This window comes from Rhodobacter aestuarii (assembly GCF_900156655.1).
Taxonomy (GTDB): Bacteria; Pseudomonadota; Alphaproteobacteria; order Rhodobacterales; family Rhodobacteraceae; genus Rhodobacter; species Rhodobacter aestuarii.
In genome coordinates, this window is sequence record NZ_FTOG01000004.1 from 102,320 (window position 1) to 126,457 (window position 24,138).

20 protein-coding genes are annotated in these 24,138 nt (G+C 60.7%); 7 read left to right on the forward strand and 13 right to left on the reverse strand.

Annotated features, from left to right (window positions below):
* Nucleotides 1-19 precede the first annotated feature (19 nt).
* Nucleotides 20-1,048: an L-glyceraldehyde 3-phosphate reductase gene (mgrA, locus tag BW967_RS07045; RefSeq protein ID WP_076484357.1), complete on the forward strand. Its 1,029-nt coding sequence runs from the start codon at nt 20-22 to the stop codon at nt 1,046-1,048.
* Nucleotides 1,021-2,358: a cytochrome-c peroxidase gene (locus tag BW967_RS07050; protein ID WP_076484358.1), complete on the forward strand. Its 1,338-nt coding sequence runs from the start codon at nt 1,021-1,023 to the stop codon at nt 2,356-2,358. Before mgrA ends, BW967_RS07050 begins: the two co-directional genes overlap by 28 nt.
* On the opposite strand, the gene BW967_RS07055 is transcribed toward BW967_RS07050, so the two are convergent.
* Together BW967_RS07055 and BW967_RS07060 are read right to left on the reverse strand one after the other, a co-directional pair.
* Nucleotides 2,359-3,846 (reverse strand): CRTAC1 family protein, encoded by a 1,488-nt coding sequence (locus tag BW967_RS07055; RefSeq protein ID WP_076484359.1) that lies wholly within the window; start codon nt 3,844-3,846, stop codon nt 2,359-2,361.
* Complete coding sequence (locus BW967_RS07060; RefSeq protein WP_076484360.1) at nt 3,843-5,111, reverse strand: ROK family transcriptional regulator; 1,269 nt, start codon at nt 5,109-5,111, stop codon at nt 3,843-3,845. The genes BW967_RS07055 and BW967_RS07060 overlap by 4 nt, the downstream gene beginning before the upstream one ends.
* A 227-nt stretch (nt 5,112-5,338) precedes the next feature.
* On the opposite strand from BW967_RS07060, the gene xylF reads away from it, so the two are divergent.
* From xylF to xylA, 5 genes are all read left to right on the forward strand, one after another.
* Nucleotides 5,339-6,358: a D-xylose ABC transporter substrate-binding protein gene (gene xylF / locus BW967_RS07065; protein ID WP_076484361.1), complete on the forward strand. Its 1,020-nt coding sequence runs from the start codon at nt 5,339-5,341 to the stop codon at nt 6,356-6,358.
* Between the two features lie 87 nt (nt 6,359-6,445).
* Complete coding sequence (locus tag BW967_RS07070; RefSeq protein WP_076484362.1) at nt 6,446-7,735, forward strand: sugar ABC transporter permease; 1,290 nt, start codon at nt 6,446-6,448, stop codon at nt 7,733-7,735.
* Nucleotides 7,732-8,493: an ATP-binding cassette domain-containing protein gene (locus BW967_RS07075; RefSeq protein ID WP_076484363.1), complete on the forward strand. Its 762-nt coding sequence runs from the start codon at nt 7,732-7,734 to the stop codon at nt 8,491-8,493. The genes BW967_RS07070 and BW967_RS07075 overlap by 4 nt, the downstream gene beginning before the upstream one ends.
* A complete protein-coding gene (gene xylB / locus BW967_RS07080; protein ID WP_076484364.1) occupies nt 8,493-9,929 on the forward strand; it encodes a xylulokinase in 1,437 nt (478 codons plus the stop codon). The genes BW967_RS07075 and xylB overlap by 1 nt, the downstream gene beginning before the upstream one ends.
* The gene (gene xylA / locus BW967_RS07085; protein WP_076484365.1) at nt 9,926-11,227 is read left to right on the forward strand and encodes a xylose isomerase; all 1,302 of its coding nucleotides are present in this window, start codon (nt 9,926-9,928) and stop codon (nt 11,225-11,227) included. The genes xylB and xylA overlap by 4 nt, the downstream gene beginning before the upstream one ends.
* Nucleotides 11,228-11,260: 33 nt before the next feature.
* Here xylA and BW967_RS07090 read toward each other — a convergent pair whose 3' ends face one another.
* The 11 genes from BW967_RS07090 to gyrB form a co-directional block, all read right to left on the reverse strand.
* Entirely contained in the window at nt 11,261-12,397 is a 1,137-nt protein-coding gene (locus tag BW967_RS07090) for an ABC transporter permease (RefSeq protein ID WP_076484366.1), read from the reverse strand.
* On the reverse strand, nt 12,394-13,314 hold the full coding sequence (locus tag BW967_RS07095) for an ABC transporter ATP-binding protein (RefSeq protein WP_076484367.1): 921 nt from the start codon (nt 13,312-13,314) through the stop codon (nt 12,394-12,396). The genes BW967_RS07090 and BW967_RS07095 overlap by 4 nt, the downstream gene beginning before the upstream one ends.
* Nucleotides 13,307-14,257 (reverse strand): HlyD family secretion protein, encoded by a 951-nt coding sequence (locus BW967_RS07100; RefSeq protein ID WP_076484368.1) that lies wholly within the window; start codon nt 14,255-14,257, stop codon nt 13,307-13,309. The genes BW967_RS07095 and BW967_RS07100 overlap by 8 nt, the downstream gene beginning before the upstream one ends.
* A complete protein-coding gene (locus BW967_RS07105; protein WP_076484369.1) occupies nt 14,254-14,922 on the reverse strand; it encodes a CerR family C-terminal domain-containing protein in 669 nt (222 codons plus the stop codon). The genes BW967_RS07100 and BW967_RS07105 overlap by 4 nt, the downstream gene beginning before the upstream one ends.
* A gap of 105 nt (nt 14,923-15,027) precedes the next feature.
* Nucleotides 15,028-16,137 carry a flagellar basal body P-ring protein FlgI gene (locus BW967_RS07110; RefSeq protein ID WP_373455189.1) on the reverse strand — a complete coding sequence of 370 codons (1,110 nt, stop codon included), beginning with the start codon at nt 16,135-16,137 and terminating at the stop codon, nt 15,028-15,030.
* An 11-nt stretch (nt 16,138-16,148) separates the two neighbouring features.
* Nucleotides 16,149-17,162 (reverse strand): flagellin, encoded by a 1,014-nt coding sequence (locus BW967_RS07115; protein WP_083952023.1) that lies wholly within the window; start codon nt 17,160-17,162, stop codon nt 16,149-16,151.
* A gap of 1 nt (nt 17,163) precedes the next feature.
* Nucleotides 17,164-18,621, reverse strand: a complete 1,458-nt coding sequence (flgK, locus tag BW967_RS07120) for a flagellar hook-associated protein FlgK (protein ID WP_076484371.1) — start codon at nt 18,619-18,621, stop codon at nt 17,164-17,166.
* 31 nt (nt 18,622-18,652) lie between these two features.
* Complete coding sequence (locus BW967_RS07125) at nt 18,653-19,990, reverse strand: flagellar hook protein FlgE (protein ID WP_076484372.1); 1,338 nt, start codon at nt 19,988-19,990, stop codon at nt 18,653-18,655.
* Nucleotides 19,991-20,114: 124 nt separating this feature from the next.
* Nucleotides 20,115-20,969, reverse strand: a complete 855-nt coding sequence (locus tag BW967_RS07130; RefSeq protein WP_076484373.1) for a flagellar motor protein MotB — start codon at nt 20,967-20,969, stop codon at nt 20,115-20,117.
* Between the two features lie 88 nt (nt 20,970-21,057).
* Complete coding sequence (locus tag BW967_RS07135; RefSeq protein ID WP_083952025.1) at nt 21,058-21,615, reverse strand: flavin reductase family protein; 558 nt, start codon at nt 21,613-21,615, stop codon at nt 21,058-21,060.
* A 27-nt stretch (nt 21,616-21,642) separates the two neighbouring features.
* On the reverse strand, nt 21,643-24,093 hold the full coding sequence (gene gyrB, locus BW967_RS07140; protein ID WP_076484374.1) for a DNA topoisomerase (ATP-hydrolyzing) subunit B: 2,451 nt from the start codon (nt 24,091-24,093) through the stop codon (nt 21,643-21,645).
* Nucleotides 24,094-24,138 lie beyond the last annotated feature (45 nt).

Consider the following 24,138-nt stretch of genomic DNA (forward strand, 5'->3'; position numbering starts at 1 on the left):
GGCGCAGTTGGAGAAAGACATGACCTATACCCCCGCCGCCACCCGCTATGACCGCATGACCTATCGCAAATGCGGCCGCTCTGGGCTGAAGCTGCCCGCGATCTCGCTCGGGCTTTGGCACAACTTCGGGCATGATACGCCCCATGCTACCGAGCGCGCCATCTGCCGCACGGCTTTTGACCTTGGCATCACCCATTTCGATCTTGCTAACAACTACGGCCCCCCGCCCGGGTCTGCCGAAGAGGCCTTTGGCGAGATTTTGAAGACTGATTTTGCCGGCTACCGTGATGAGCTGATCATCTCTTCCAAGGCGGGCTACAACATGTGGCCGGGGCCCTATGGCGAATGGGGCAGCCGGAAGTATCTGATTTCCTCTTGCGATCAATCGCTCAAGCGGATGGGGCTCGATTACGTCGATATCTTCTATTCGCACCGCTTTGACCCAGAGACGCCGCTCGATGAAACGATGGGCGCGCTGGAACAAATCTGGCGCTCGGGCAAGGCGCTTTATGTGGGCATTTCGTCTTACAATTCGGCGCGGACCCGTGAAGCGGTAGAGATTTTGCGCGGTCTTGGCGTGCCTTTGCTCATTCATCAGCCCAGCTACAATATGCTCAACCGTTGGCTGGAGCGGGACGGGCTGGTGGAGACTTTGGCCGAGTTTGGCGTGGGTTCGATTGCTTTCACCCCGCTGGCGCAGGGGCTGTTGACGAACAAATACCTCAAAGGCATCCCGCAAGGCACGCGGGCGGCGCAGGGCAAATCGCTCAACCCGGATACGCTGACCGATCAGGCGTTGGAAAAGATCCGCGCCTTGAACGCAATTGCCGAGCGGCGCGGCCAGACCTTGGCGCAAATGGCAATTGCTTGGGTTTTGCGCGGCGGCATCACTACGGCGCTGATTGGGGCTTCTAAGCCCGAACAAGTGACAGATTGTGTCGGTGCTTTGGAGAACCTGAGCTTCACCGCCGAAGAACTGGCCGAGATTGATCTTCACGCACAGGACGAGGCCATCAACCTATGGGCAAGATCGTCGGAAGACCGCTAAAACAGGCTCTATTCTGGCTCATTTTGGCCTCTGCCGCGCAGGCAGAGGCTTTGCCGCCACCGCTTACCGATGCCGATTATGACCCGGTCAATTTGGCAGAGGTGCGGCTCGGTCAGCTGTTGTTTTATGATCCGATCCTGTCGGGCAACCGCAATATTGCTTGCGTGTCTTGCCATCATCCGCGCTTTGGCACCTCTGATGGGCTCAGCCTTGGGCTGGGCGAGGGGGCGACGGGTTTGGGGGCCGACCGGCATGTGAGCGCGGAAAACACGCCCGAACAACGCATTCCGCGCAATTCGCCCGCGATGTTTAACCTTGGGGCCAAGGATTTCACCCATCTTTTCCACGATGGCCGGATCGGAGTGGACCCAACCCGCCCCTCTGGCATCCGCACGCCGATGGATGAGGAAATGGTGGCGGGGTTTGCCTCGGTTCTTTCTGCGCAGACCATGTTCCCGGTGCTGTCGCCCGATGAAATGGCCGGGCATTACAATGAAAATGAGGTGGCGAAGGCGGTCCGTTCGGGCTTCATTACGGGGGACAATGGCGCCTGGAGCCGGATTTCGGCGCGGGTGGCCGCGATCCCCGAATATCAAACCGCGTTTGAGGCGGCTTACCCAGAAATCGCGGCGGGCCGCGCGCTCAATTTCACCGATATTTCCAACGCGATTGCGCAGTTCATCGCCTTCGAGTGGCGCTCTGACTCCAGCCCCTTTGATGCGGTCTTGCGCGGGGAGGCGGAATTTTCGCCTCAGGCGGCAAAGGGGGCAGACCTTTTTTACGGTTCGGCGGGCTGTGCCAGTTGTCATTCCGGCCCGTTTCTGACCGATCAAGGCTTTCATGCGATGGGCGCGCCGCAGCTTGGCCCCGGCAAGGCGGAGCGGTTTGAAAGCCATTCGCGCGACGAGGGCCGCTTTCGGGTGACCGGCGCGGCGGAGGATTTGTTTGCCTTCCGCACGCCAAGTCTGCGCAATGTGCTGCAAACCGGGCCTTGGGGCCATGCGGGCAGCCATAACGATTTGGGCGCTTTCATTGCCGATCATGCACAACGCGGCGAAGCGCTTGAGCAGTATGATCGCGCGCAGGCGGTCTTGCCCGCCTTGCCCGATACCAAACCCGATTGGGCGGAGATGGATCAACCTGCCGAGGTCGCGCAAATTGCCGCCGCCGCCGCGCCGGGGGTGGTGCTGTCGCCCGAAGAGGTTCAAGCGATTTTGGCCTTTTTAGAGACGCTTTCGGACCCGGTCGCATTGTCTGGGCGGCTTGGGATTCCTGAAACCGTGCCGAGTGGGCTGCCGGTGGAGCGCTAGTTAGCGAATTACCTCTTGCCGGGCATCCAGCGCGACGGGCTGCCAATCCCCCACCGCGCCATCGGGCCAAATCACCCGCACCTCGGCTTGCGTGGCGGTGCCAAGCCCAAAATGGAGCGGCCCGGCCATCCCACCCGCATGGCCGCCCCCCACCGTGACCTCTTGCGCCTCGACCTTATCCCCCACGCGCAACTCGACCCAAGCGCCCACGGCTTGGGGATTGGTGCCTGCCTGAATAGGCTCTATTTCGGCCCAATGGCCGGTATCTTGGGTTGCATTGCGCCAAAGCTCCATCGGCGCGCGGCGGTTCATCACCACCAAATCCAACAGCCCATCGGCGTTCAAATCCACCAAAGCCGCGCCGCGCGAACGGTGTGTGGTGGCGATGCCCGCGAGATCGGCAACCTCGTGAAACGTGCCATCTGGCGCCTGCATCAGCAGGTTATTGGGGTCATGTGTCGCGTTGGAAGGCATTTGGTCGACATTACCCTTGGAGATGAACAGATCGACCAAACCATCATTGTCCACATCGCCAAAGGCGGGGTGCCAGCCGGTGGAGGGGCGGCCATCATCGCCCACAAAAGGCCGCTGCGCATAGGTGCCGCGCGCGTAGGGCGCGTTTTCAAAATGATCGCCGCGGTTGATCTGCAAAAGCTGATCGCCCATCGAGGTCATCATTACCTCGGGCAGGCCATCGCCGGTCAGGTCGCGGCTCGCAATCCCCATGCCCCACAGCGAGACATGCGGCCAATCTTGGCGCTCTTGCAGTGGGTTCAGGCGGAACATCTGCTCATAGCCGCCGCGCACATAGTAATGGCGATCGTTGGAGATGCGCAGTTCCGGTTCGCCCACGCGCTGCCAATCTGTGATCAGGGCTGAGAGCGCGCAGTAGCCCGGTGAAATAGGCTCTATTTCAGCATAACTCATCCCATTTGGGCGTAGCAGCGCATTGCTGTCACAGGCTTCAAACGGGCCGTCGGGATTGGTGCGGTCGACATAATTGCCAAAGAAAAGCGTGGGCAAGCTTTGCCCCGTCTCCCATGTGGCGGTGAAAGAGGTGGTCCAATCGTCACGCGTGGGCAGGCCCCAAGCCTCGGTGGCCTCCTCAAAGCGGCAATCGCCTAAGCCGCGCCATAGCTGGTTGGGCCCCGCGCGGAGCACGGCCAGATCCATCACCCCATCGGAATCTATGTCGAGCGGATAGGCCCCGGTCACACCCAAAACAGGTTCAATTTCGCCTGAAGTGAACTGAAACGCCCCTCCGGCCGCGGAGTGGTTTACAAACAAAGCAGCCGGATTTTCTCCGCCTGCCGCAAAAAGATCGGGCTTTGCATCACCGTTGCAATCGAGCACCGCAACCCCGCCGCCGACAAAATGCTCCCACCCGCCCGCGTAAATTTGCGGATGCGGTAAGCTCGCGGCCTCCTCCACAAAAATCGGCTCGGCACAGGCCGGAAAGGCGATCAGGCAAAGGGTAAAGCGTTTCATTGCGCGGCCATCTCCCGGCTGGGGCCCAGCAATTGTTCGGTCAATTCATGCAGTGCCAGCGCTGCCGCGCCATGCGCCCAAAGCAAATCGCCCCAGGCATGGGTTTCGATCTGTGGCGCGTCGCGCCCGGTATCGAGCATCATCGCATGCATTTCAGAAAGCGTTTCGGAGGCATAAAGATAGTCATACCGCATCCGCTCGCCCGACAAGATGATCAGCGCCGGGTCAAACAGGTTGACGATATTCGACAGTCCCACCGCCAAATAACGCCCCGCGCGGCGAAAGATTGACCGCGCCGCCGCATTGCCCGCCTTGGCATGGTCAAAGAGGCTTTCGAGCATCACGCCGACCGATTGCATTTCGCCCAAGGGCAGGTTCAGCGCGGTCTGCGCCTCGCGCACCAGCGCATAGTCGGCCACATAAGCCTCAAGACAGCCGCGTTGCCCGCAGCGGCACAAAGCGCCATCAAGCTGCACCTTGGTGTGGCCCAGCTCCATCCCCATGCCGCGCGCGCCGCGATAGATGCGATGGTTGATCACAAAACCCATGCCCAAGCCATGCTCGATAGTGACCACGGCAAAGTCAGACAGCCGCCGCCCGGCGCCAAACCACAGCTCGGCCAAAGTCACCAGATTGGCATCGTTATCGACAAAGACGGTGCGGCCAAGGCGGGCGCGCAAAGCGTCTTGCAAGGGGACGTGGCGGCTGGAAAGGATCGGTGACCAATGCACCACGCCGCTGTCACAATCGACAAAGCCGGGCACACCAAGCCCCAAGGCTTCGACCCTATCCCGGCTTACCCCGCCCTTCGCACAGACGCGGTCGAGCAGGCGTTCGGCGGCATCCAGAATCCCCTCCAACGCCATGGCGCCGGGGCTGCGCGGGATCGCTTCGCCCGCGATCAGATTGCCCGCGAAATCCACCAGCACGGCGGTATGTTCGCGGTCCGAGAGTTTGATGCCCACGACAAGGCGGCGGTTTGGCGGCACGCGCAGCGCCACGGCGGGGCGGCCGCGCGCGGTTTCTCCCTCCCGCACCGTTTGCACCTCTTCGATCAAGCCTGCCTCGATCAGTTCTGAGGTGATCGTGGTCACCGAGGCGGGGGAGATTTGCAGCTCGCGCGCCAATTGCACCCGCGCCATCTGGCCAGCCGCGCGGACGCGCTCAAAAATCTGTTGCCGCAGCGGGCGGCTCGTCTCGCTAAGCGGTTGAATCAACGGGCCACATCCGATCGAGGCCTTTCCGATGGGGGAGACTCGTTTCATGGCGCAGCTTTCGTTCGATCGATAAACTAAACAACGCAGCTTCAGCAGGTTTAGCGCTAAAATAACGCAAATTAATGCTGCGATGCGGCAGGATTGGGCGCTTTTTGCATCCGAATCCATCTTTGCGCCGCATTTTTATTTTGACAACTAAAATTATGAGCGCCATCCTTTCTTCATGCCGACGAATCCGTCGGTCGGCCCGCAAGGGCCACAAACGGGAGGAAGACATGTATAAACCCCTTTTGGCCGCCGTCGCGCTGACGGCAGGCCTTGCCACCACAGCCTATGCAGAGATGACCGTCGGCGTGTCCTGGTCGAACTTCCAAGAGGAGCGTTGGAAGACCGATGAGGGCGCGATCAAAGCTGCGCTTGAGGCCGCTGGTGCGACTTACGTTTCCGCCGATGCGCAATCGTCTTCGGCCAAGCAACTTTCCGATATTGAATCGCTGATGGCGCAAGGGGTGGATGCGCTGATCGTGCTCGCCCAAGATACCGCGGCCATTGGCCCGGCGGTGCAAGCGGCTGCCGACGAAGGCATTCCGGTCATTGCCTATGACCGTCTGATCGAAGACCCGCGGGCGTTCTATCTGACCTTCGACAACGTCGAAGTGGGCCGGATGCAGGCGCGTGCCGTGTTCGAAAAAGCGCCGACCGGCAATTACGTGATGATCAAAGGCTCGCCCACCGACCCGAACGCAGACTTCCTGCGCGGCGGTCAGCAAGAGGTGCTGCAAGCCGCGATTGATGCGGGTGATATCACCATTGTCGGCGAAGCCTATACCGACGGCTGGCTGCCCGCGAACGCGCAGCGCAACATGGAACAAATCCTGACCGCGAATGACAACAATGTCGATGCGGTTGTGGCCTCGAACGATGGCACGGCCGGCGGTGCTGTGGCGGCGCTTTCGGCGCAAGGTATGGTGGTTCCGGTTTCCGGCCAAGATGGTGACCACGCTGCGCTGAACCGCATCGCGCTGGGCTCGCAAACCGTTTCGGTTTGGAAAGACTCGCGCGAATTGGGCAAAGCGGCGGCAGAAATTGCCGTGGCGATGGCTGGCGGCGCCGCGATGAGCGATGTTGATGGCGCGGTGGAATGGACCTCCCCCTCCGGCACCACGATGACGGCGAAGTTCTTGGCGCCTGTCCCGATCACGCAAGACAATCTGAGCGTGGTCGTGGACGCGGGTTGGATCTCGCAAGAGACCCTGTGCCAAGGCGTGACCAACGGCCCGGCGCCCTGCAACTGATCTGAACCGCGGGCGGCCCGAAAAGGGCCGCCCCCTTCGACGCCGCGCAGGCGTCGCTGCGCGCCCCGTCAGAAATCGGATACCCCCATGAACAAATCGGCTCCGCAAGAGGCGGCCCCGAAGCGGTCGCTGTTGCAATCGCTTGAAGTGGACACACGGCTTTTGGGCATGATCGGCGCTTTCGTCGTGATCTGCCTTGTCTTCAACGTGTTCACCGACGGGCGCTTTCTCACCGCCCGCAACATCTTCAACCTGTCGATCCAAACCGTCTCGGTGGCGATCATGGCGACGGGGATGGTTTTCGTTATCGTTACGCGCCACATTGACCTGTCAGTCGGCGCGGTTTTGGCCATGTGCTCCGCCGTGATGGGCGTGATGCAGGTGCAATTGCTGCCGCAGGTCTTTGGGCTCGGGCATCCGTTGATCATGCCGATCACCGTGATCGGCGGCTTACTGACCGGCGGTCTGATCGGCGCTTTCAACGGCTGGCTGATCGGCTATCAGCGCATTCCGGCCTTTATCGTCACGCTAGGCGGCTTGCTCATTTGGCGCAACGTCGGCTGGTATCTGACCGATGGTCAGACGCTTGGCCCGCTTGACCCGACCTTCCGCCTTGTTGGCGGTGTCGATGGCACGGTGGGCGCCATGGTGTCCTGGGTGTTGGGCGTGATCTTCTCGATTGCGGCGGTTTTCGTGCTGTGGCGCGCGCGCCAAGCGAAAATCCAGCATGAGTTCCCGGTGAAACCGATGTGGGCCGAAGGCGTGCTGATGGGCACGGCTGTCGTTGCGATCATGGGGTTCATTGGCATTCTCAACAGCTATGAAATTCCGGTTGGGCGGCTCAAACGGCAGTTCCAGCAAGCGGGCGAAGTGATGCCCGAGGGCTATGTCGATTACTACGGCCTGCCGATTTCGGTGCTGCTGTTGATCGTGATTGCGGTGGCGATGACGCTTTTGGCGCAACGCACGCGCCTTGGCCGCTACATCTTCGCGGCGGGCGGCAACCCTGATGCGGCAGAGCTTTCGGGCATCAACACGCGGATGCTGACGGTGAAGATCTTCACCTTGATGGGCATTCTTTGTGCGATCTCGGCGATGGTGGCGCAGGCGCGTTTGGCCAACCATACCAACGATATCGGCACGCTCGATGAGTTGCGCGTGATCGCCGCAGCCGTGATTGGCGGCACCGCTTTGGCGGGTGGCATCGGCACGATCTATGGCGCGGTTCTGGGCGCGATCATCATGCAATCGCTGCAATCGGGCATGGCGATGGTGGGCGTGGATGCGCCGTTCCAAAACATCGTTGTTGGTGGCGTACTGGTTCTGGCCGTCTGGATCGATATTCAATACCGCAAGCGCACGGGGGAAAAGGTATGAGCACTCAAGAAACCCCGCTTGTCGAACTGCGCGACATCTCCATTGCCTTTGGCGGGATCAAGGCGGTCGATCATGTGACCATCGACCTGTATCCGGGCGAGGTGGTGGGCCTTTTGGGGCACAACGGCGCGGGCAAATCGACCCTGATCAAGTGTCTGTCGGGCGCCTATCAAATGGACAGCGGCGCGATCTACATCAACGGCAACAAGGCCGAGATCCGCAACCCGCGCGATGCGCGCCGCTATAACATCGAGACGATCTACCAGACGCTGGCGCTGGCCGATAACCTCGATGCCGCCTCGAACCTGTTTTTGGGGCGCGAGTTGGTTACGCCTTTGGGCTTTGTCGACGATGCGCAGATGGAGGCCGAGACGCGCAAGATCATGGGCCGCCTCAACCCCAATTTCCGCAAGTTCAAAGAGCCGGTGAAGGCGCTTTCGGGCGGCCAGCGGCAATCGGTGGCGATTGCGCGCGCGGTCTATTTCAACGCCAAAATCCTGATCATGGATGAGCCGACTGCGGCGCTTGGGCCCCATGAAACGCAGATGGTGGCCGAGCTTATTCAGGAGCTAAAGGCACAAGGCTTGGGCATCTTCTTGATTGAGCATGACATCCACAACGTCATGAAGCTGTGCGACCGCGCCTCGGTCATGAAGAACGGCCAGCTTGTCGGCACGGTGAATGTGAACGAAGTCACCGATGAAGACATTTTGGGCATGATCATTCTGGGCAAAAAACCAGACGGGAGTGTGCTCTGATGTATCTCGGTCTCGATCTGGGCACGTCTGGTCTGAAGGGCATTTTGATCGACGAGGATCAAAAGGTTCTGGCCGAGGCAACCGCGCCCCTGAGCGTTTCGCGCCCGCATGAGGGCTGGTCCGAACAGGCCCCGGCAGATTGGATCGGGGCCGCAGAAAAGGTGCTGGCAGAACTGGCTGGGTTTGGCTTGGGCAGTTTACGCGGCATCGGCCTTTCGGGGCAAATGCACGGGGCAACGCTGCTTGATGCCTCGGATGACGTGCTGCGGCCCTGCATTTTGTGGAACGATACCCGCTCGCATGTGGAGGCGGCCGCGTTGGATGCGCAGCCGATATTCCGCGCGCTTTCCGGCAATATCGTCTTTCCGGGCTTCACCGCGCCGAAGCTTGTTTGGGTTGCCAAACACGAGCCCGATATCTTTGCCCGCGTCGCCAAGGTGCTTTTGCCAAAAGACTATCTGCGGCTGTGGCTGACGGGCGAGCATGTGGCGGAAATGTCGGATGCGGCAGGCACGGCGTGGCTGGATGTGGGCAAACGCGATTGGTCGGAGGAGTTGCTGAGCGCCTCCGGCATGCGCCGCGATCAGATGCCGCGACTGGTGGAAGGGTCCGAAGTTTCGGGTCTACTCCGCCCGGAATTGGCACAACGGTTTGGGATTCCGGCTGGCGTTGTGGTGGCTGGTGGTGGCGGCGACAATGCCGCCTCTGGCATTGGTGTGGGGGTTGTGAAGGCAGGTCAAGCCTTTGTCAGCCTTGGCACCTCGGGCGTGCTCTTTGCGGCGAATGACGGCTATCAGCCCGATGCGGCGACCGCCGTGCATACCTTTTGCTACGCGCTGCCCGGCACATGGCACCAGATGGGGGTGATCTTGTCGGCGACCGATGCGCTCAACTGGTATGCGCGTTTGGTGGGGGCCGAGCCGCAGGCACTGACCGCGGGGCTGAACGCTTTGGAAGCGCCCGGAAAGACCCTGTTCTTGCCCTATTTGGGGGGGGAGCGCACACCGCTCAATGATGCCGCCATTCGTGGGGCGTTTATCGGGCTCGAACATGCGACCGACCGCGCCGCCGCAACCCGCGCGGTTCTGGAAGGTGTGACCTATGCGATCCGCGATTGCCGCGATGCCTTGGCGGCGACGGGCACGCAGATTGAAAGCCTGCTGGCCGTCGGCGGCGGCTCCAAATCGCGCTATTGGTGCGAGGCGATTGCCACCGCTTTGGGCACGCCGGTTTCCCTGCCTGTGGCGGGGGATTTTGGCGGAGCCTTTGGCGCGGCCCGTTTGGCGCTGATGGCGGCCACGGGCGCAGGTGCCGAAGTGGCGCGCCAACCCACGATTTCTGCCGTAATAGAGCCTGTCTCAGACTTGAGTGCGGCATTTGACGAAGGCCATGCCCGCTACCGTGCGGCGCAGGCCGCAATCCGAGGACTGACATGACCGATTTCTTCAAGGGTATCCCGCAAATTCGCTACGAGGGGCCGGAGTCGACGAATGAATTCGCCTTCCGCCACTACAACCCCGAGGAAGTCGTGGCGGGCAAAACCATGGCAGAGCATCTGCGCTTTGCCGTGGCGTGGTGGCACAGCTTTGCTTGGCCGGGCGGTGATCCGTTTGGCGGGCAAACCTTCCAACGCCCGTGGTTTGGCGACACGCTGGACCTAGCCAAGATGAAGGCCGATGTGGCCTTTGAGATGTTCGACATCTTGCAGGCGCCGTTCTTTTGCTTCCACGATGCCGATATCCGCCCCGAGGGCGCGGATTTCGCCGAAAACACCCGCAATCTGCAAACCATCGTCGATTACATCGGCGAGAAGATGGAAAGCTCCAAGACCAAGCTGCTTTGGGGCACGGCGAACCTGTTTAGCCATCGCCGCTTCATGGCAGGCGCGGCGACCAACCCGGACCCGGATGTGTTTGCCTGGTCGGCGGCGACGGTGAAAACCTGCATGGATGCCACCCTGAAGCTCGGTGGGCAGAACTATGTGCTTTGGGGCGGGCGCGAAGGCTATGAAACGCTGCTCAATACCGACCTCACGCGCGAGGCCGAGCATGCCGGGCGGTTCTTGCAGATGGTGGTCGAGTACAAGCACAAGATCGGCTTCAAAGGCACGATCTTGATCGAGCCAAAGCCGCAAGAACCCTCCAAGCATCAATATGATTACGATGTCGCCACGGTTTACGGATTCCTCAAGCGCTTCGGCCTTGAGAATGAGGTGAAGGTGAACATCGAGCAGGGCCATGCGATTTTGGCAGGGCACAGCTTCGAGCATGAGTTGGCACTGGCGGCTTCGCTCGGCATTCTGGGTTCGATCGACATGAACCGGAATGACTATCAATCCGGTTGGGACACCGACCAGTTCCCGGATTCGGTGCCGGAAATGGCGCGCGCCTATTATGAGGTGTTGAAGGCGGGTGGCTTTGTCACCGGCGGGACCAACTTCGATGCCAAACTCCGCCGTCAATCGCTGGATGCGGAAGATCTCATCTTGGGCCATGTCGGGGCGATGGATGTTTGTGCCCGTGCGCTCAAGGCCGCCGCTGCGCTTTTGGAGGATGGCAGTCTTGAGGCGAACCGCGCCGCGCGTTACGCGGGCTGGGATACGTCGGAAGCAAAAGCGATGCTTGGCTCGGATTTGGCCAGTATAGAGGCTTTGGTGCGCGAAAAGGGCATCAACCCCGAGCCGCGCTCGGGCCGCCAAGAACGGCTCGAAAATCTTTGGAACCGGTTCGTTTGAGCCACGAAAGGGCGGCCCAAAAGGCGGCCCTTTTCAATCCAGCGTTTGGCGGAACCGGCTCAGCGCCAAAAGCGAAAACACAAAGGCAAAGCCCGTCAGCGTTAAGAGTGGCTGCGCCACCTCGCCAAGGCTCGCCCCTTTAAGCATCACCGCCCGGATGAGCCGGAGGAAATGGGTGAGCGGCAGTGTTTCCCCAATCCATTGTGCCCAAATCGGCATGCCGCGAAACGGGAACATGAACCCCGAAAGCAAGATCGAGGGCAGGAAGTAAAAGAACGTGAGCTGCATCGCCTGCATTTGCGTACGCGCCAGCGTGGAAAACACATAGCCGAGCACCACCAGTGCCATCACAAAGATGAAGACACCCAGCAGGAGCAGCCACAAGCTGCCAAAGAACGGCACGCCAAACAAAAGCCGCGCCGCGATCAGCACCACCGAGACCTGCACCGCGCCCACAATAAAATAGGGAAGCACCTTGCCCAGCATCACCTCAATCGGTGTGACGGGCATGGACAGCAGGTTTTCCATCGTGCCGCGCTCCACCTCGCGGGTGAGCGCCATCGCCGTCATCATCACCATCGTCATTTGCAAGATCACGCCCAAAAGGCCGGGCACGATGTTGTATTGGGTGACGCCTTCGGGGTTGTAGCGACGATGCACCACGACATCGACTTCGCTGGCAGAAGTGGCACTTTGGGCTGTTTTAGAGCCGCTTTCGCGCAAAAGTGCCTGCGTCGCCACGGTGCCCAAAGTGGAAATCGCGCCCGAGGCGACGGAAGGGTCCGTGGCATCCGCCTCGATCAAGATCTGCGGGTGATCGCCGCGCAAAACCTTGGTGCCAAAATCTGAAGGCACGGTCACAACAAAGCTGACCTTGCCCGTGGCCATCAATTCCTCCGCCTCGGCGGCGGAGACATAGGGGTGGGTGAAGCGGTAATAGCCCGTCAGTTCCAGCGCGCTGACCATTGAGCGGCTAAACCGATCTTGCGCCGTGGCCACGAGGGCGGCGGGCAGGCCCTTGGGGTCATTGTTGATCGCAAAACCAAAGAGCAAAAGCTGCATCAGCGGCACGCCCAGCATCATCGCGAAGGTGATCCGGTCACGGCGCATCTGCACCGCTTCTTTGCGGATGATGGTGATCAGGCGGCGAAAGGACAGGAGCCGTGTCATTGCATATTGTCCGTTGAAGCACCCATGAGCTGGATGAACACATCTTCAAGGCTGGTGTCGGCCTCATGCACGGTGGCCCCGGTTTCCTGTGCCACCGCTTGCGCGGCTTCGCGCAGCGCAGGGCCATCGCGCCCGATCACATGCAAATCGGTGCCATAGGGGGCCACCTGATCGACCCCATTTCGGCCTGAAAGCTGGGTTTGCGCTGCGCTCAAATCGCCGCCGCGCAAGATCATGGTGGTGAGCCCGGCATCGCGCACGACCTCTGCGACTGTGCCTTGCGAGATCAGCTTGCCATAAGAGATGTAATTGATCCGCTGACAGCGCTCTGCCTCATCCATGTAATGGGTGGAGACAAGGACGGTGAGCCCGGCGCTTGCGCGGGTGTGGATTTCATCCCAAAACTCGCGCCGTGCTTTTGGGTCCACACCCGCTGTGGGTTCATCCAGCATCAAAAGCTGGGGGGTATGCATCAGGCACGCGGCGAGCGCGAGGCGTTGCTTCCAGCCGCCCGAAAGTGAGCCCGCCAATTGCCGCTTGCGGCTGCTCAGCCCAAAATCTTCGAGCGTATCGTCCACAGCGCCTTTGGGCAGGCCGTAAACCCCGGCCACGAAAGAAAGGTTTTCTGCGATCGTCAGGTCTTCGTAAAAGCTGAAGCGCTGGGTCATGTAGCCGACCTCGCGCTTGATCGCGCGCTGGTCGCGCAAGATGTCATGGCCCAACACCGAGCCAGTGCCGCCATCAGGCGTGAGCAACCCGCACATCATCCGAATGGTGGTGGTTTTGCCCGAGCCGTTTGGCCCCAAAAAGCCAACGATCTCGCCCCGGTTCACCTGCATCGAGACATGGTCCACCACGGTCCGGGTGCCAAAGGTCTTGACCAAATCGGTGACGGTGATGGCGGGGGCGTCACTCATGCGCACTCTCGGCCAAGGTGGCATCGACAATCTGGCCGGGTTTGAGGCTGGTCGTCCCTTCGGGCCGCGCCTCCACCAGATAGACCAGCTTTTGGCGGTTTTGCAGCGAGTAGATCACCGGGGGGGTGAATTCTGGCCCGTCCGCGATGTAGCTCACCCGCGCGGTGAGCCCCGGCGCGCAGCCATCGCAACTGATGCGCAGGCGCGTTTCGGGATGGATCGCGGCAATCTCGCCTTCGGGCACATAAAGGCGCAGTTTCACCGCGCCCTCGGGCAGCATCGTCAAGACGGGTGCCGTTGGGCCGACCATTTCGCCGGGATGGCGTAGCACATCGGAAATCACCCCATCGGCGGGCGCTTGCACTTTGCGCTTGTCCAAAAGCCATTGCGCCTGATCGACGCTGGCTTGGCCTGCGCGCACCGCGGCCTCTGCGGCGGCGATCTCGGCGGCGCGGGCAGGCAGCTTGGCCACGACCAAATCAGCCTCTATTTCGGCCACTTTTGCCTCTGCCACGCTCAGCGCGGTTTGCGCATCCTCGCGCTGGGCTTCTGTGGCGGCACCACGGGTGGCCAGCGTTTCATAGCGCGCGGCGGTGCGCCGCGTTTCCACCAATTGCGCGCGGGCAGAGGTAAGCGACGCTTCAATCACCCGGATTTCCTCGGGCCGTTTTCCCTGTTGCAGGTTTTCAAGCTGGCTTTGCGCTTGGGCAAGGGCTGCCTTGGCCTGCTCAAGCGCGATCATGGCGTCGCGGTCCTCTTGCATCGCAAGGGTTTGGCCCGCCACGACCTGATCGCCTCGCGCCACCTCCAGCAGGCGCAATTCGGCCAAGGCGACCGGCGCCAAAGCGACATGTTCCCCCTCGACATAGCCCGTCGCCAAAACGCTTGGTGCCGCGCAGGCGGCCAAAAAGGAGGCAATGATCGGCAAAGAACACAGGCTCATAGACTGCTCCTTCGGTGCTGTGCGATCAGCGCGGAGATGTTTGATTTCAAAATCGCGACGATGCGTGCGGTTTCTTCGGGGCCGATCTCTGTCCACCCCATGCGGCGGGTGACCACGGGCGCGCCAATGCGGAAGTAAAGGATCTGGCCCAGCGCGGTGAAGATCAGCAGTTTTGTTGTTTCCGCCTCGGCGGGTTCGCCCGTTGCGGTTTCCCACAGCCGGCAAAACCGCGTGTGGGAGGGAACCACCAGTTGTTCATAGAAACTATCGAGCCCGCTGCCGCCGCTTGCCACTTCGCGCAACATAAAGGCCACGCGGGACTGCATGTCATGATCGGCGATCATATGCGCCGCAAAGCGCTCAACAATCGTCAAAATCAGGGCTTCGGCGGCCTGTGGCGTTTCGGGCTCGGGCAGGGTGTCGAGGTTCAAAAGGCCGCCAATATGGCTGGCAAAGGCGGCAGCGCAGGCGCGGCGCAACCCGTCCTTGCCGCCGAAGTGATATGCGATCGAGGCGACATTGGTTTGCGCTGCGGCGGCGATCTCTCGGGTTGAGGTGGCATCAAACCCCTTTTGCCCGAAAATGGCGATGGCGGCGCGCACCAAAGCCCCGGCTGTTCCGGGATCAGAGAGGGAAACGGATTTTGTGTCGACTCGCTCAATCATGCGAATAGAATTCAATCAAACGATTGATTAGTCAATGACGCAAAGAAAACCCGATCCGGGGCTACCCCGGATCGGGTCAAAATAGGCTCTATTCTGGCCTAAATCTTAGTTCACGACAAATTCAGCATGCAGCGCCCCAGCGGCATTGATGCTTTTGAGAATGTCGATCATGTCGCGCGGGCTGACGCCAAGGGCGTTGAGTCCGGCTACCACATCAGAGAGCGAACTGGTTTCGGCCACTTCGGCCATCTGGATGCCGGGACCTTGTTCGATCGTTGCCTGAGTGCGCGGCACCACCACGGTTTCGCCCCGGGCAAACGGGTTTGGTTGCACCACAATCGGGGTTTCTTGCACGCGGAGCGTCAGGTTGCCTTGGCTCACCGCTACGCGCGAGATGCGGACATCTTCGCCCATGACGATGGTGCCGGAGCGTTGGTCCACCACCACGCGGGCGCGTTGTTCGGGTTCGACATCAAGGTTTTCAAGCCGCCCCAGCACATGCGCGGCCGAGCGCATGCCGGCATTTTGCACGTTCACGGTCACGGTGCCGGAATCTTCCATCGTTGCGATGCGTTTGCCGAATTCGCCGTTGATCACCTTTTCGATCCGCAGCGCGGTGGTGAAGTCGGGCGTGCGCAGCGCCAGCCGGATCGAGGACAGGCTGTTCAACTCAAAGCCAATCTCACGTTCGATATGCGCCCCCGAGGGGATCAGGCCTGAGGTTGGCACGCCTTGGGTGACTGCCGCGCCTTGGCCTTGCGCGGTCACACCGCCCGCAATCACCGCGCCTTGAGCGACGGCATAAATCTCACCATCGGCGGCATTGAGCGGCGTCATGATCAGCGTCCCGCCAAGCAGGCTTTTCGCATCGCCAATCGCCGAAACGGTGACGTCGATCTTGCCGCCCGCGCGCGCAAAGGGCGGCAGCGAGGCGGTCACCATGACGGCGGCAACGTTTTTGGGGCGGAATTGCTCACCGGTAACGTTAACGCCGAGCCGTTCGAGGATGTTGGACATAATGTCTTCGGTGAAGGGTGCGTTGCGCATCCCGTCGCCGGTGCCATTTAGGCCGACCACAAGACCGTAGCCCACCAGATCGTTGCCGCGGACGCCATCGAATTCGACCAGATCTTTGATCCGGATCGGCGCCGCCTCGGCAACAGGGGCGGTCAGCATCGGCACGATAAGTGCCAATACGAGGACAAGAAGCTTCATCAGTGATTTCATCACATGTAATCCGTCAGCGACAGTTGTGCCACGCGCGTGGTCAGCGTGTAGAGGGTTTCAAGCTGGGACTGCACCGCCTCAAGCGCGGTGGCCCCGTCATAGGGATCGACACCGATCAACTCGGTCTTCGAGATTTCGAGCGCGGCTTTTTGCGAGGTGTTGCGGGTTTGGGCGCTTTCCAACTGGCCCTCGACCAGACCGACATTCGCGCGCACAGTGGCCAGCGCGACATCCGCCGTCACCATCCGTTCCCCTGCCGCCTGCATCACAAACGCGCGCGCGGTTTGGTTGTTGGGGACCGCATCTTGCGAAACCAGCGTCGCCAAGGCGAACCCTTTGAGAAGGTCACGAATGGTGCTATCGGCGGCCGTCAGCGTGATCTGCGCTTTATCGCTGTCAGAGATTTGCACCGGCGCAAGCGGGTTTTGGCTGCCAAAATACGCAACATCCAAGAAACCGCCGCCGCCTACGGGTTGATCGAACCACGCATCGACCGCCGTCACCACATCTGTGCCGCTGAGCGCTGTGCTGGTTGCGGCTTTCAAGGCGGTCATAATGGTGTTTGAATCGGCCACGGGACGGGTGTCGGTCGTATTGCCCGACATCACATAACGGCCAGCCACATTGGTGTTGAGCGCATCCAGAATCGAGGAAAAGCGGATTTCCGCATCTTGTGCGCCGGTCGCAATTTCTGCCGTATGCGTTGTGTTCGTGATCGACATCAGGGACGATCCAAGATCATTGGCATGCCCCTGCATCAGTTCGAGCGCGGATTGTTGGCTGCTCGCCAGAAGATTGGTTTCCACAGCGACTTGGTTGAACACATCCGACCGTGACAAAGACCGTTCAATCGCCGCAAGCGCGGTGAAATCACCCCCGACAGCGGCGCCGACATCGCTGGAGACACCCGTAACCAGCTCATTCGAGAGCTTGGTCATGGTATTTTTGAGCTGCACATTATGATTGCGCATCATGTAGGTCTGGGCCATGTCGCCGACGGACATATACTTCATGTCAGAGCTCCAGGAGTTGCTGGATGAGGGCGTCGATCGTCTGGATCACCCGGGCATTGGCCGCATAGGCCTTTTCGACGACAAGCAGGTTTTGCATCTCGTAATCGGTGTCGACCCCATCAGCGAGCGCCATTTCATGCAACGCTTCTTGGCGCGCATTTGTGTAGCCTTGGGTCAGTTCCGAGGATTGCCGAGAGGACGAGGCAAAGGACAAGAGATCCGCCGACAGCCCCGCCATGGAGCGTTGCAGCGCGCCGAAATTGCCCGAGGCCGGAACGCTTTGGGTGGTCATGGCCGACGACATCGCATTGAGCAGCGTTGCGTCGCTTACCACGCCGGGCGTTGCCGCGTTCAGACCATCGCGCATATGCCAAGCGGCACCGCCCTGCAGTGGGTCGACAATCGCGTTGATCGAGATGCGTCCGGCAAGACCGGCTTCATTTGCCACCACAAGCGGGCCACCGCCATCGGTGAAAAGCCCAGCATCGCCGGGGTTCAGGGTCGGATCGACACTGGTGCTCTCAAACCGGGAGATCAGATCGCGGGCCACCGCATCAAGTTTGGCCTGCGCCTCGGTTCCCAGAGTATCGCGCACGGCAAAAGCTGCACCAAGTGTCCCACCGCCAAACTGGCTGCCCTCGCCAACGGTCATCGCTTGGCCATTGACGGTGATGCCGGAAAGCTGACCGCCCGCAAGCGTCATATCTGCGGCCATCACGCCAGCGCCGGTAAAGCCGATCTCATAGGCGTGGCCATCAAGCAAAATGCCGCCGCCTTTTGTGAACAGCGCGATCTGGTTGTTGTCGCGCTGCACGACCTTGATCGGCACGATTTCAGAAATGCTGTCGACCAGCATTTGGCGTTGATCCATCAGTCCATTGGCATCGCGCCCAACGGCGATTTGCGTGGTGATAGTGCGGTTCAGCAGTTCAATCTCGCCGAGCGTTTCGTTCAGTGTATTGACCTGTTTGGCGATCGATTGATCGGCCTCAAGCCGGGTCTGCTGCAGGTCTGCGGAAACACTATTGAGTTTGTCAGTCACCAGACGCGCGGCATCCACCGCGCTTGAAAGCCGCGCGCTGCTGTCGGGCATGCTTGCGGCTGTCAGAAGCGAATCCTCAAATTTGCTGATCGTCCAGCTGAGCGAGCCTTCGGTGGTCGGATCGCCGATTTGGTTTTCAAGGTCCGCATAAAAGGTGGTGCGGGCCGTGGCATCGGCTGCCGCCGCATCGGCAAGCCGTTTGTCTTGTAGCAGTGTTTCGTTGACCATGCGGTTGATGCCGTTGATCCGCACGCCGCCGCCATCTCCCCCGAGCGTGTCGGAGGAGAGCGAGATTTCGCGGCGTGCATAGCCTTCGGTCATCGCATTTGCGACGTTCGAGGAGACAACCTCGGCGGCCCGGGAGGCTGCGGTCAGCCCGGTCACGGCATTGTTCAGTGCACCTGTGATGCCTACCATTTGTCAGCTCCTCTCACTCAGGCGTTTTGCCTTAGCGTTTGATATTCGTCGTCTCTTGCAGCATCTCGTCCACCGTCTGGATGACTTTCGCATTCGACGAATAGGCGCGTTGGGTTTGGATCAGGTTGGTCAGTTCCTGCGCCACATCGACGGCAGACCCTTCACGGGCATAGCCTTCGACGGCACCGGTCGGGCCGTCACCGGCATCCCACAGGTAGAACGAGCCCGAACCCGACGAGACTTGGAAGGTCTGGTTGTCCAGCGCGGTCAGCCCGTTCGCGTTCGACACATCGGCCAGCGGCACCTGATAAACGGTGCGAATGAAGCCGGTGTCATAGGTCGCTTTGATGAAGCCGTTTTCGTCAATCTCTACCGCGGTCAGGTTGCCCACCGGCGAACCGTCTTTGGTGATCGAGGTCGGCGCGAAATCGGTGGCAAGCTGGGTCAGGCCGTTGGTATCGCCGATCCGGCCAATGGTGGCAGTGATGTTTTGCAAACCATCGCCAACGGAAAGGTCGATTGCACCCGTGGTGGCCGACCAAGCCGGGCTGCCCGAAAGCGGGGTCACGCCCGAAAGGGTGCCGCCGTTCGCGCTCGTGTTGTCGAAGTTGATCGTATACTGGCCCAAAACGCCGACACCAAGACCCAACGGGTCGGTGGTGGTGGCCGAATCGGTGATGGTCATCGTCCAGCTGTTCGAAGCGCCGGTGGCCGGAACGGTCGGGTCAAAGGTCACTTGCAGCGTGTTCGACGTGCCAAGGTTGCCGAAATATTCAATCGACGAGGTCAGGTTTTGGTCGCTGGCGCCGGCCATGGTTTCGGTGGCGGGCAGGTTGATACCGAGGTTCATCACCGTCGTCGGGTCGCCCGCAGTTTGGTTGGCGTTGATCACGACCGGCTCCAGACCGGCGGTGGTGTCGCGCGGTTGCAGCGGGATCGAGCCATCGGCGTTCGCGGCCCAGCCCAGAAGCACAAGCCCCGAATCGGTGCGCAGAACGCCGTCTTTATCGGTGTGGAACGAGCCCGTGGTGGTCATCATCAGCGGCTGCGAGCCCAGCCCGTTGATCAGCCCCGCCGTGGTCGAGACCGGCAGGAAGCCACGGCCCGAAATGGCGATGTCCATCGCGTTCGAGGTGCCGACAAGCGAGCCGCGCTCGTCAATCAGACGGCCCGTGGTGGCGCGCACGCCGCCTGCCGAATAGGTGCCGGAGTTGCGCGTCTGCGTCAGCACCATGCTTTCGAAATCCGCCGTGGCCCGTTTATAGCCATAGGTGGCGGAGTTAGCGATGTTGTCAGAAATCGTCGCAAGACGCGTGGCGTTGGCGGCAAGACCGGCCACACCGGCGTTGAGCGAGGAAGAAATAGACATGGGGGCGCCTTTCTGCTGCTGGTCCCTTGATCGACCGCCAGACTGCCGCAGGCGTCGTTAAGATGGACCTAACACCTAAAATGCGTTGGATTTCTTTGCCCCCGCGGCACGTGAAACGGGCGGATTAACGCCCGTTTCGCAGCAAAATCACCTCGAGCCGGTTGTTGCGCACCGACATTGCGGATTCGATGGCCGGTTTGCGGTCAGCGAAACCCGAGACACGGTGAATGCGCGCCGCTTCAAACCCGTCACCTTCCATCAAGCCCCGCATGGTCTGCGCACGCTCGGTCGACAGGTCCCACACCGGGTTTTGCCGCAGCATAGACGGATAGGCCCTTGTATGCCCGTTGATCGCCACACCATTGGTTGCGTAGCTGAACACACGGGTCAGCATTTGCGCGATCTCTTCGAGAATCAGTTCAGGCTGTGCGGTATCGGGCACGAAGAGCGGCTCTTCTTCCAGGTCGAAGAATTCGACGATCAGCCCTTCATCGGTGACTTTGGTCAAGATGTGGCGCGCCATCTGCTCGCTCACCATCGATTCGCCACCCACGCCTTGCAGCGCTTGTTCGATCTTGCGCGCCATTTCCTCGAAGGCGGCCTTTTCGTCTTCGGCGGCCTTGTCTTCAGAAAGGCCACTGTCGCCGCGGGCCTGCCGTTCTTCGGTGGGGCGTTGCCCCGCCGCGCCGGTGCCGGTTTGCGCGATCTGGTCTTCTGAGAAGACGGAATCGCCGCCAAAGGCACCTTCGCCGCCGCCGGAAATCCGGTTGATCGGAATCGTCGGATTGAAGTAATCCGCGATGCCTTTGCGTTGCTTTTCTGTTGTTGCGTTCAACAGCCACATCAAGAGAAAGAAGGCCATCATGGCGGTCACGAAGTCAGCATAGGCCACTTTCCACGCCCCACCGTGGTGCCCGTCGCCGCCGACGACCTTCTTACGTTTGATGATAACCGGAGCCGCGTTGTCACGCGCCGCCATGTCCACCACCTCATTTTCACCCGAGACAAGAGGTAGCAGGTTGGGCTTAAGCCACGCTTAACGGATAAAATTCAACGCAGTTATGGACTTAGGTCTTGGGGGCGAAGCCGCCGAACTTGCCGCCAAAAAAGCACAGCGGCGCGCCTTCGGTGCACAGCGTGAAGCGGTCCACTTGGCCGATGATGATCGTGTGATCGCCGCCTTCGTGCATCGCTTCCGTGGTGCATTCAAACCGCGCCAAGCACTTGTCGAGCAGTGGCACGGCTTGATCGTTGAGTTTGTAAGCCAGCCCCTCAAACCCCGGCCCCGAGGAAGACGAAAACCGTTTCGCGATCTCCGCTTGATCGGCGCTCAGCACGTGAATGGCAAAGGCGGGCGCGGCGGTAAAATGGCGATGCCGCAGCGATGACCGTGCCGCCGACCACAAGACCAAGGCCGGGTCGAGCGAGACCGAGGCGAAGGAATTCACCGTGATTCCAATCGGTTCGCCACCACCTTCTTCGCGCGCGGTGACCACGGTTACCCCGGTCGCGAAGCGCCCCAAAGCATCGCGCAACAGGCGCGGGTCATCGGGGGAGGGCACATGGCCAAGGCTTGCCGCCTCGGCCGCGCTCAGGCTCGCGTCGATATCGTCGCTTTCGCTCATCTATCCTCCTGCCTGGATGGTCCCGGATCAGAAATCGAGGTTTTCCACGCTCAGCGCGTTTTGCTGAATGAATTCGCGGCGCGGTTCCACTACATCGCCCATCAGCTTGGAGAAGATATCCTCCGCCTCGGCCAAGTCATCCACGCGCACTTGCAACAGCGTGCGGGCAACCGGGTCAAGCGTGGTCTCCCAAAGCTGTTCGGGGTTCATTTCGCCCAAACCTTTGTAACGTTGCAGGGTCAGACCCTTTTCGCCTTCTTGCAGAATTGCTGCCAAAAGGTCGAGCGGACCATAGATCAACTGCTCGCGATCCTTGCGCATCAACCGCGCGGGCGCGCCATAGGTTTCTTGCAGGCTGGCGGTGAACTGGGCAAGCCGCCGCGCCTCGCCCGAGCGTAGCACCGCGCCATCGAGCGTGCGGACCTCTTCCACCCCGCGCAGCACACGCGCGAGCCGCAGACCCTTGTCTTGCGTGGGCCGCCCGCTCCAGCCGCGCTCGTATTCCAGTGCCACAAGGTCAAGCCGCGCCGCGACTTGGTTCGCCGCGCTCTGCGCATCGGCATCGACATAGCCGGGCACCAGCGCGCCGGCGATGGCGGTTTGCTCCAGAATGCGCTGCGGATAATGCGTTGGGAAGGCTTGCAGAATGCGGCGGATTTGCCGGGCTTCTTCGACCAAACGCGCAAGGTCCGCGCCGACAATATCGGTGCCATCACCAAGCCGCAGGATCGCGCCTTCCACCCCTTGGGCGACCAAGTAATCTTCCAGGGCGAGTTGGTCTTTCAGATAGACCTCAGACTTGCCGCGAGCCACTTTGTAAAGCGGCGGCTGGGCAATGTAGAGATAGCCATGCTCGATCAGTTCCGGCATTTGCCGGAAGAAGAAGGTCAGCAGAAGGGTGCGGATGTGCGCGCCGTCCACGTCGGCATCGGTCATGATGACGATCTTGTGGTAGCGCAGCTTGGCGATGTTAAACTCATCGCGGCCAATGCCGGTGCCGAGCGCCGTGATCAGCGTGCCGATTTGATCCGACGACAGCATCCGGTCAAAGCGCGCGCGCTCCACGTTGAGGATTTTACCGCGCAACGGCAGAACTGCTTGGTTCTTCCGTTCGCGCCCTTGCTTGGCGGAGCCACCCGCCGAGTCCCCTTCGACGAGGAACAGTTCAGACAGAGCCGGATCTTTTTCTTGGCAATCGGCGAGTTTACCGGGCAGCGAGGCAACATCCATCGCGGTTTTGCGACGGGTGAGTTCGCGCGCTTTGCGCGCCGCTTCGCGCGCCAAAGCGGCTTCGATGATCTTGCCAACAATCCCTTTCGCCTCGGCGGGATGCTCCTCAAACCATTCGCCCAACTTTTCGTTCACAAGGTTTTCGACCGCAGGCCGCACCTCAGATGAGACCAGCTTGTCTTTCGTTTGGCTGGAGAATTTCGGGTCCGGCACTTTCACCGAAAGCACGCAGGTCAGCCCTTCGCGCGCATCATCGCCGGTGAAATCGACCTTCTCTTTCTTGGCGATGCCGCTGTCTTGGGCGTATTTCGTGATCGTGCGGGTCAGCGCGCCACGCAGGCCCGCCAAATGGGTGCCGCCATCGCGCTGGGGAATGTTGTTGGTAAAGGGCAGCACGGTTTCGTGGTAGCTGTCGTTCCACCACATCGCCACCTCAACACCGATGCCGCGCACTTCGCCGGTCATATAGATCGGATCAGGCATCACCGCGGTTTTCGACCGGTCGAGGTATTTTACAAACTCGCGCACGCCGCCTTCGTAGTGCAGTTCGACCTTCAGCGGCTCGGCGGGGCGTTCATCTTCCAAGATGATCCGCACGCCGGAATTGAGGAAGGCCAGTTCCCGCAGACGCGTTTCCAGCGTTTTGAAATTATATTCGAGGTTGGAAAAGGTGCCGTCCGGGTCCACCACTTTGGACGAGGCCAAAAACCGCACTTCGGTGCCTTTTTCGCCCGGTGCGTCGCCGACCTCATGCACATGGACGGTGCATTCGCCCTTTTCGAACTTGGCGTAATAGACCTTGTCATTGCGCCAGACGCGCAGTTCCAGCCAGTCAGACAGCGCGTTCACCACCGACACACCCACGCCGTGCAACCCGCCCGAAACCTTGTAGGCGTTGCCATCGTCATCGGTGTTGTTGAATTTGCCGCCCGCATGCAGCTGGGTCATGATGACCTCGGCCGCCGAAACCCCCTCTTCGGCGTGCATATCGACCGGAATGCCCCGACCATTGTCGCGCACCGAAACCGAATTATCCGCGTGGATTTTCACCGCCACATAGTTGGCATGGCCCGCCAGCGCCTCGTCGATGCCGTTATCGACCACCTCATAGACCATGTGATGCAGGCCAGACCCGTCATCCGTGTCGCCGATATACATGCCGGGGCGCTTGCGCACCGCCTCTAGGCCCTTGAGAACCTTGATGGAATCCGCGCCGTATTCGGTCTTTTTCTTGGGGGTGTCGGTCATCCGCGCCTATCCTGCAATTCGATGCGGATTTATAGTGTTTTGCGC

Coding starts and splice junctions, on each gene's coding strand:
- BW967_RS07110 (WP_373455189.1), bottom strand. CDS start 16,137: ATGAAGCTTCTTGTCCTCGTATTGGCACTTATCGTGCCGATGCTGACC.
- BW967_RS07130 (WP_076484373.1), bottom strand. CDS start 20,969: ATGGCGGCGCGTGACAACGCGGCTCCGGTTATCATCAAACGTAAGAAG.
- BW967_RS07115 (WP_083952023.1), bottom strand. CDS start 17,162: ATGAAGTATATGTCCGTCGGCGACATGGCCCAGACCTACATGATGCGC.
- xylF (WP_076484361.1), top strand. CDS start 5,339: ATGTATAAACCCCTTTTGGCCGCCGTCGCGCTGACGGCAGGCCTTGCC.
- xylA (WP_076484365.1), top strand. CDS start 9,926: ATGACCGATTTCTTCAAGGGTATCCCGCAAATTCGCTACGAGGGGCCG.
- BW967_RS07100 (WP_076484368.1), bottom strand. CDS start 14,257: ATGAGCCTGTGTTCTTTGCCGATCATTGCCTCCTTTTTGGCCGCCTGC.
- BW967_RS07095 (WP_076484367.1), bottom strand. CDS start 13,314: ATGAGTGACGCCCCCGCCATCACCGTCACCGATTTGGTCAAGACCTTT.
- gyrB (WP_076484374.1), bottom strand. CDS start 24,093: ATGACCGACACCCCCAAGAAAAAGACCGAATACGGCGCGGATTCCATC.
- BW967_RS07070 (WP_076484362.1), top strand. CDS start 6,446: ATGAACAAATCGGCTCCGCAAGAGGCGGCCCCGAAGCGGTCGCTGTTG.
- BW967_RS07105 (WP_076484369.1), bottom strand. CDS start 14,922: ATGATTGAGCGAGTCGACACAAAATCCGTTTCCCTCTCTGATCCCGGA.
- BW967_RS07135 (WP_083952025.1), bottom strand. CDS start 21,615: ATGAGCGAAAGCGACGATATCGACGCGAGCCTGAGCGCGGCCGAGGCG.
- mgrA (WP_076484357.1), top strand. CDS start 20: ATGACCTATACCCCCGCCGCCACCCGCTATGACCGCATGACCTATCGC.
- BW967_RS07075 (WP_076484363.1), top strand. CDS start 7,732: ATGAGCACTCAAGAAACCCCGCTTGTCGAACTGCGCGACATCTCCATT.
- BW967_RS07060 (WP_076484360.1), bottom strand. CDS start 5,111: ATGAAACGAGTCTCCCCCATCGGAAAGGCCTCGATCGGATGTGGCCCG.
- BW967_RS07050 (WP_076484358.1), top strand. CDS start 1,021: ATGGGCAAGATCGTCGGAAGACCGCTAAAACAGGCTCTATTCTGGCTC.
- BW967_RS07090 (WP_076484366.1), bottom strand. CDS start 12,397: ATGACACGGCTCCTGTCCTTTCGCCGCCTGATCACCATCATCCGCAAA.
- xylB (WP_076484364.1), top strand. CDS start 8,493: ATGTATCTCGGTCTCGATCTGGGCACGTCTGGTCTGAAGGGCATTTTG.
- BW967_RS07125 (WP_076484372.1), bottom strand. CDS start 19,990: ATGTCTATTTCTTCCTCGCTCAACGCCGGTGTGGCCGGTCTTGCCGCC.
- flgK (WP_076484371.1), bottom strand. CDS start 18,621: ATGGTAGGCATCACAGGTGCACTGAACAATGCCGTGACCGGGCTGACC.
- BW967_RS07055 (WP_076484359.1), bottom strand. CDS start 3,846: ATGAAACGCTTTACCCTTTGCCTGATCGCCTTTCCGGCCTGTGCCGAG.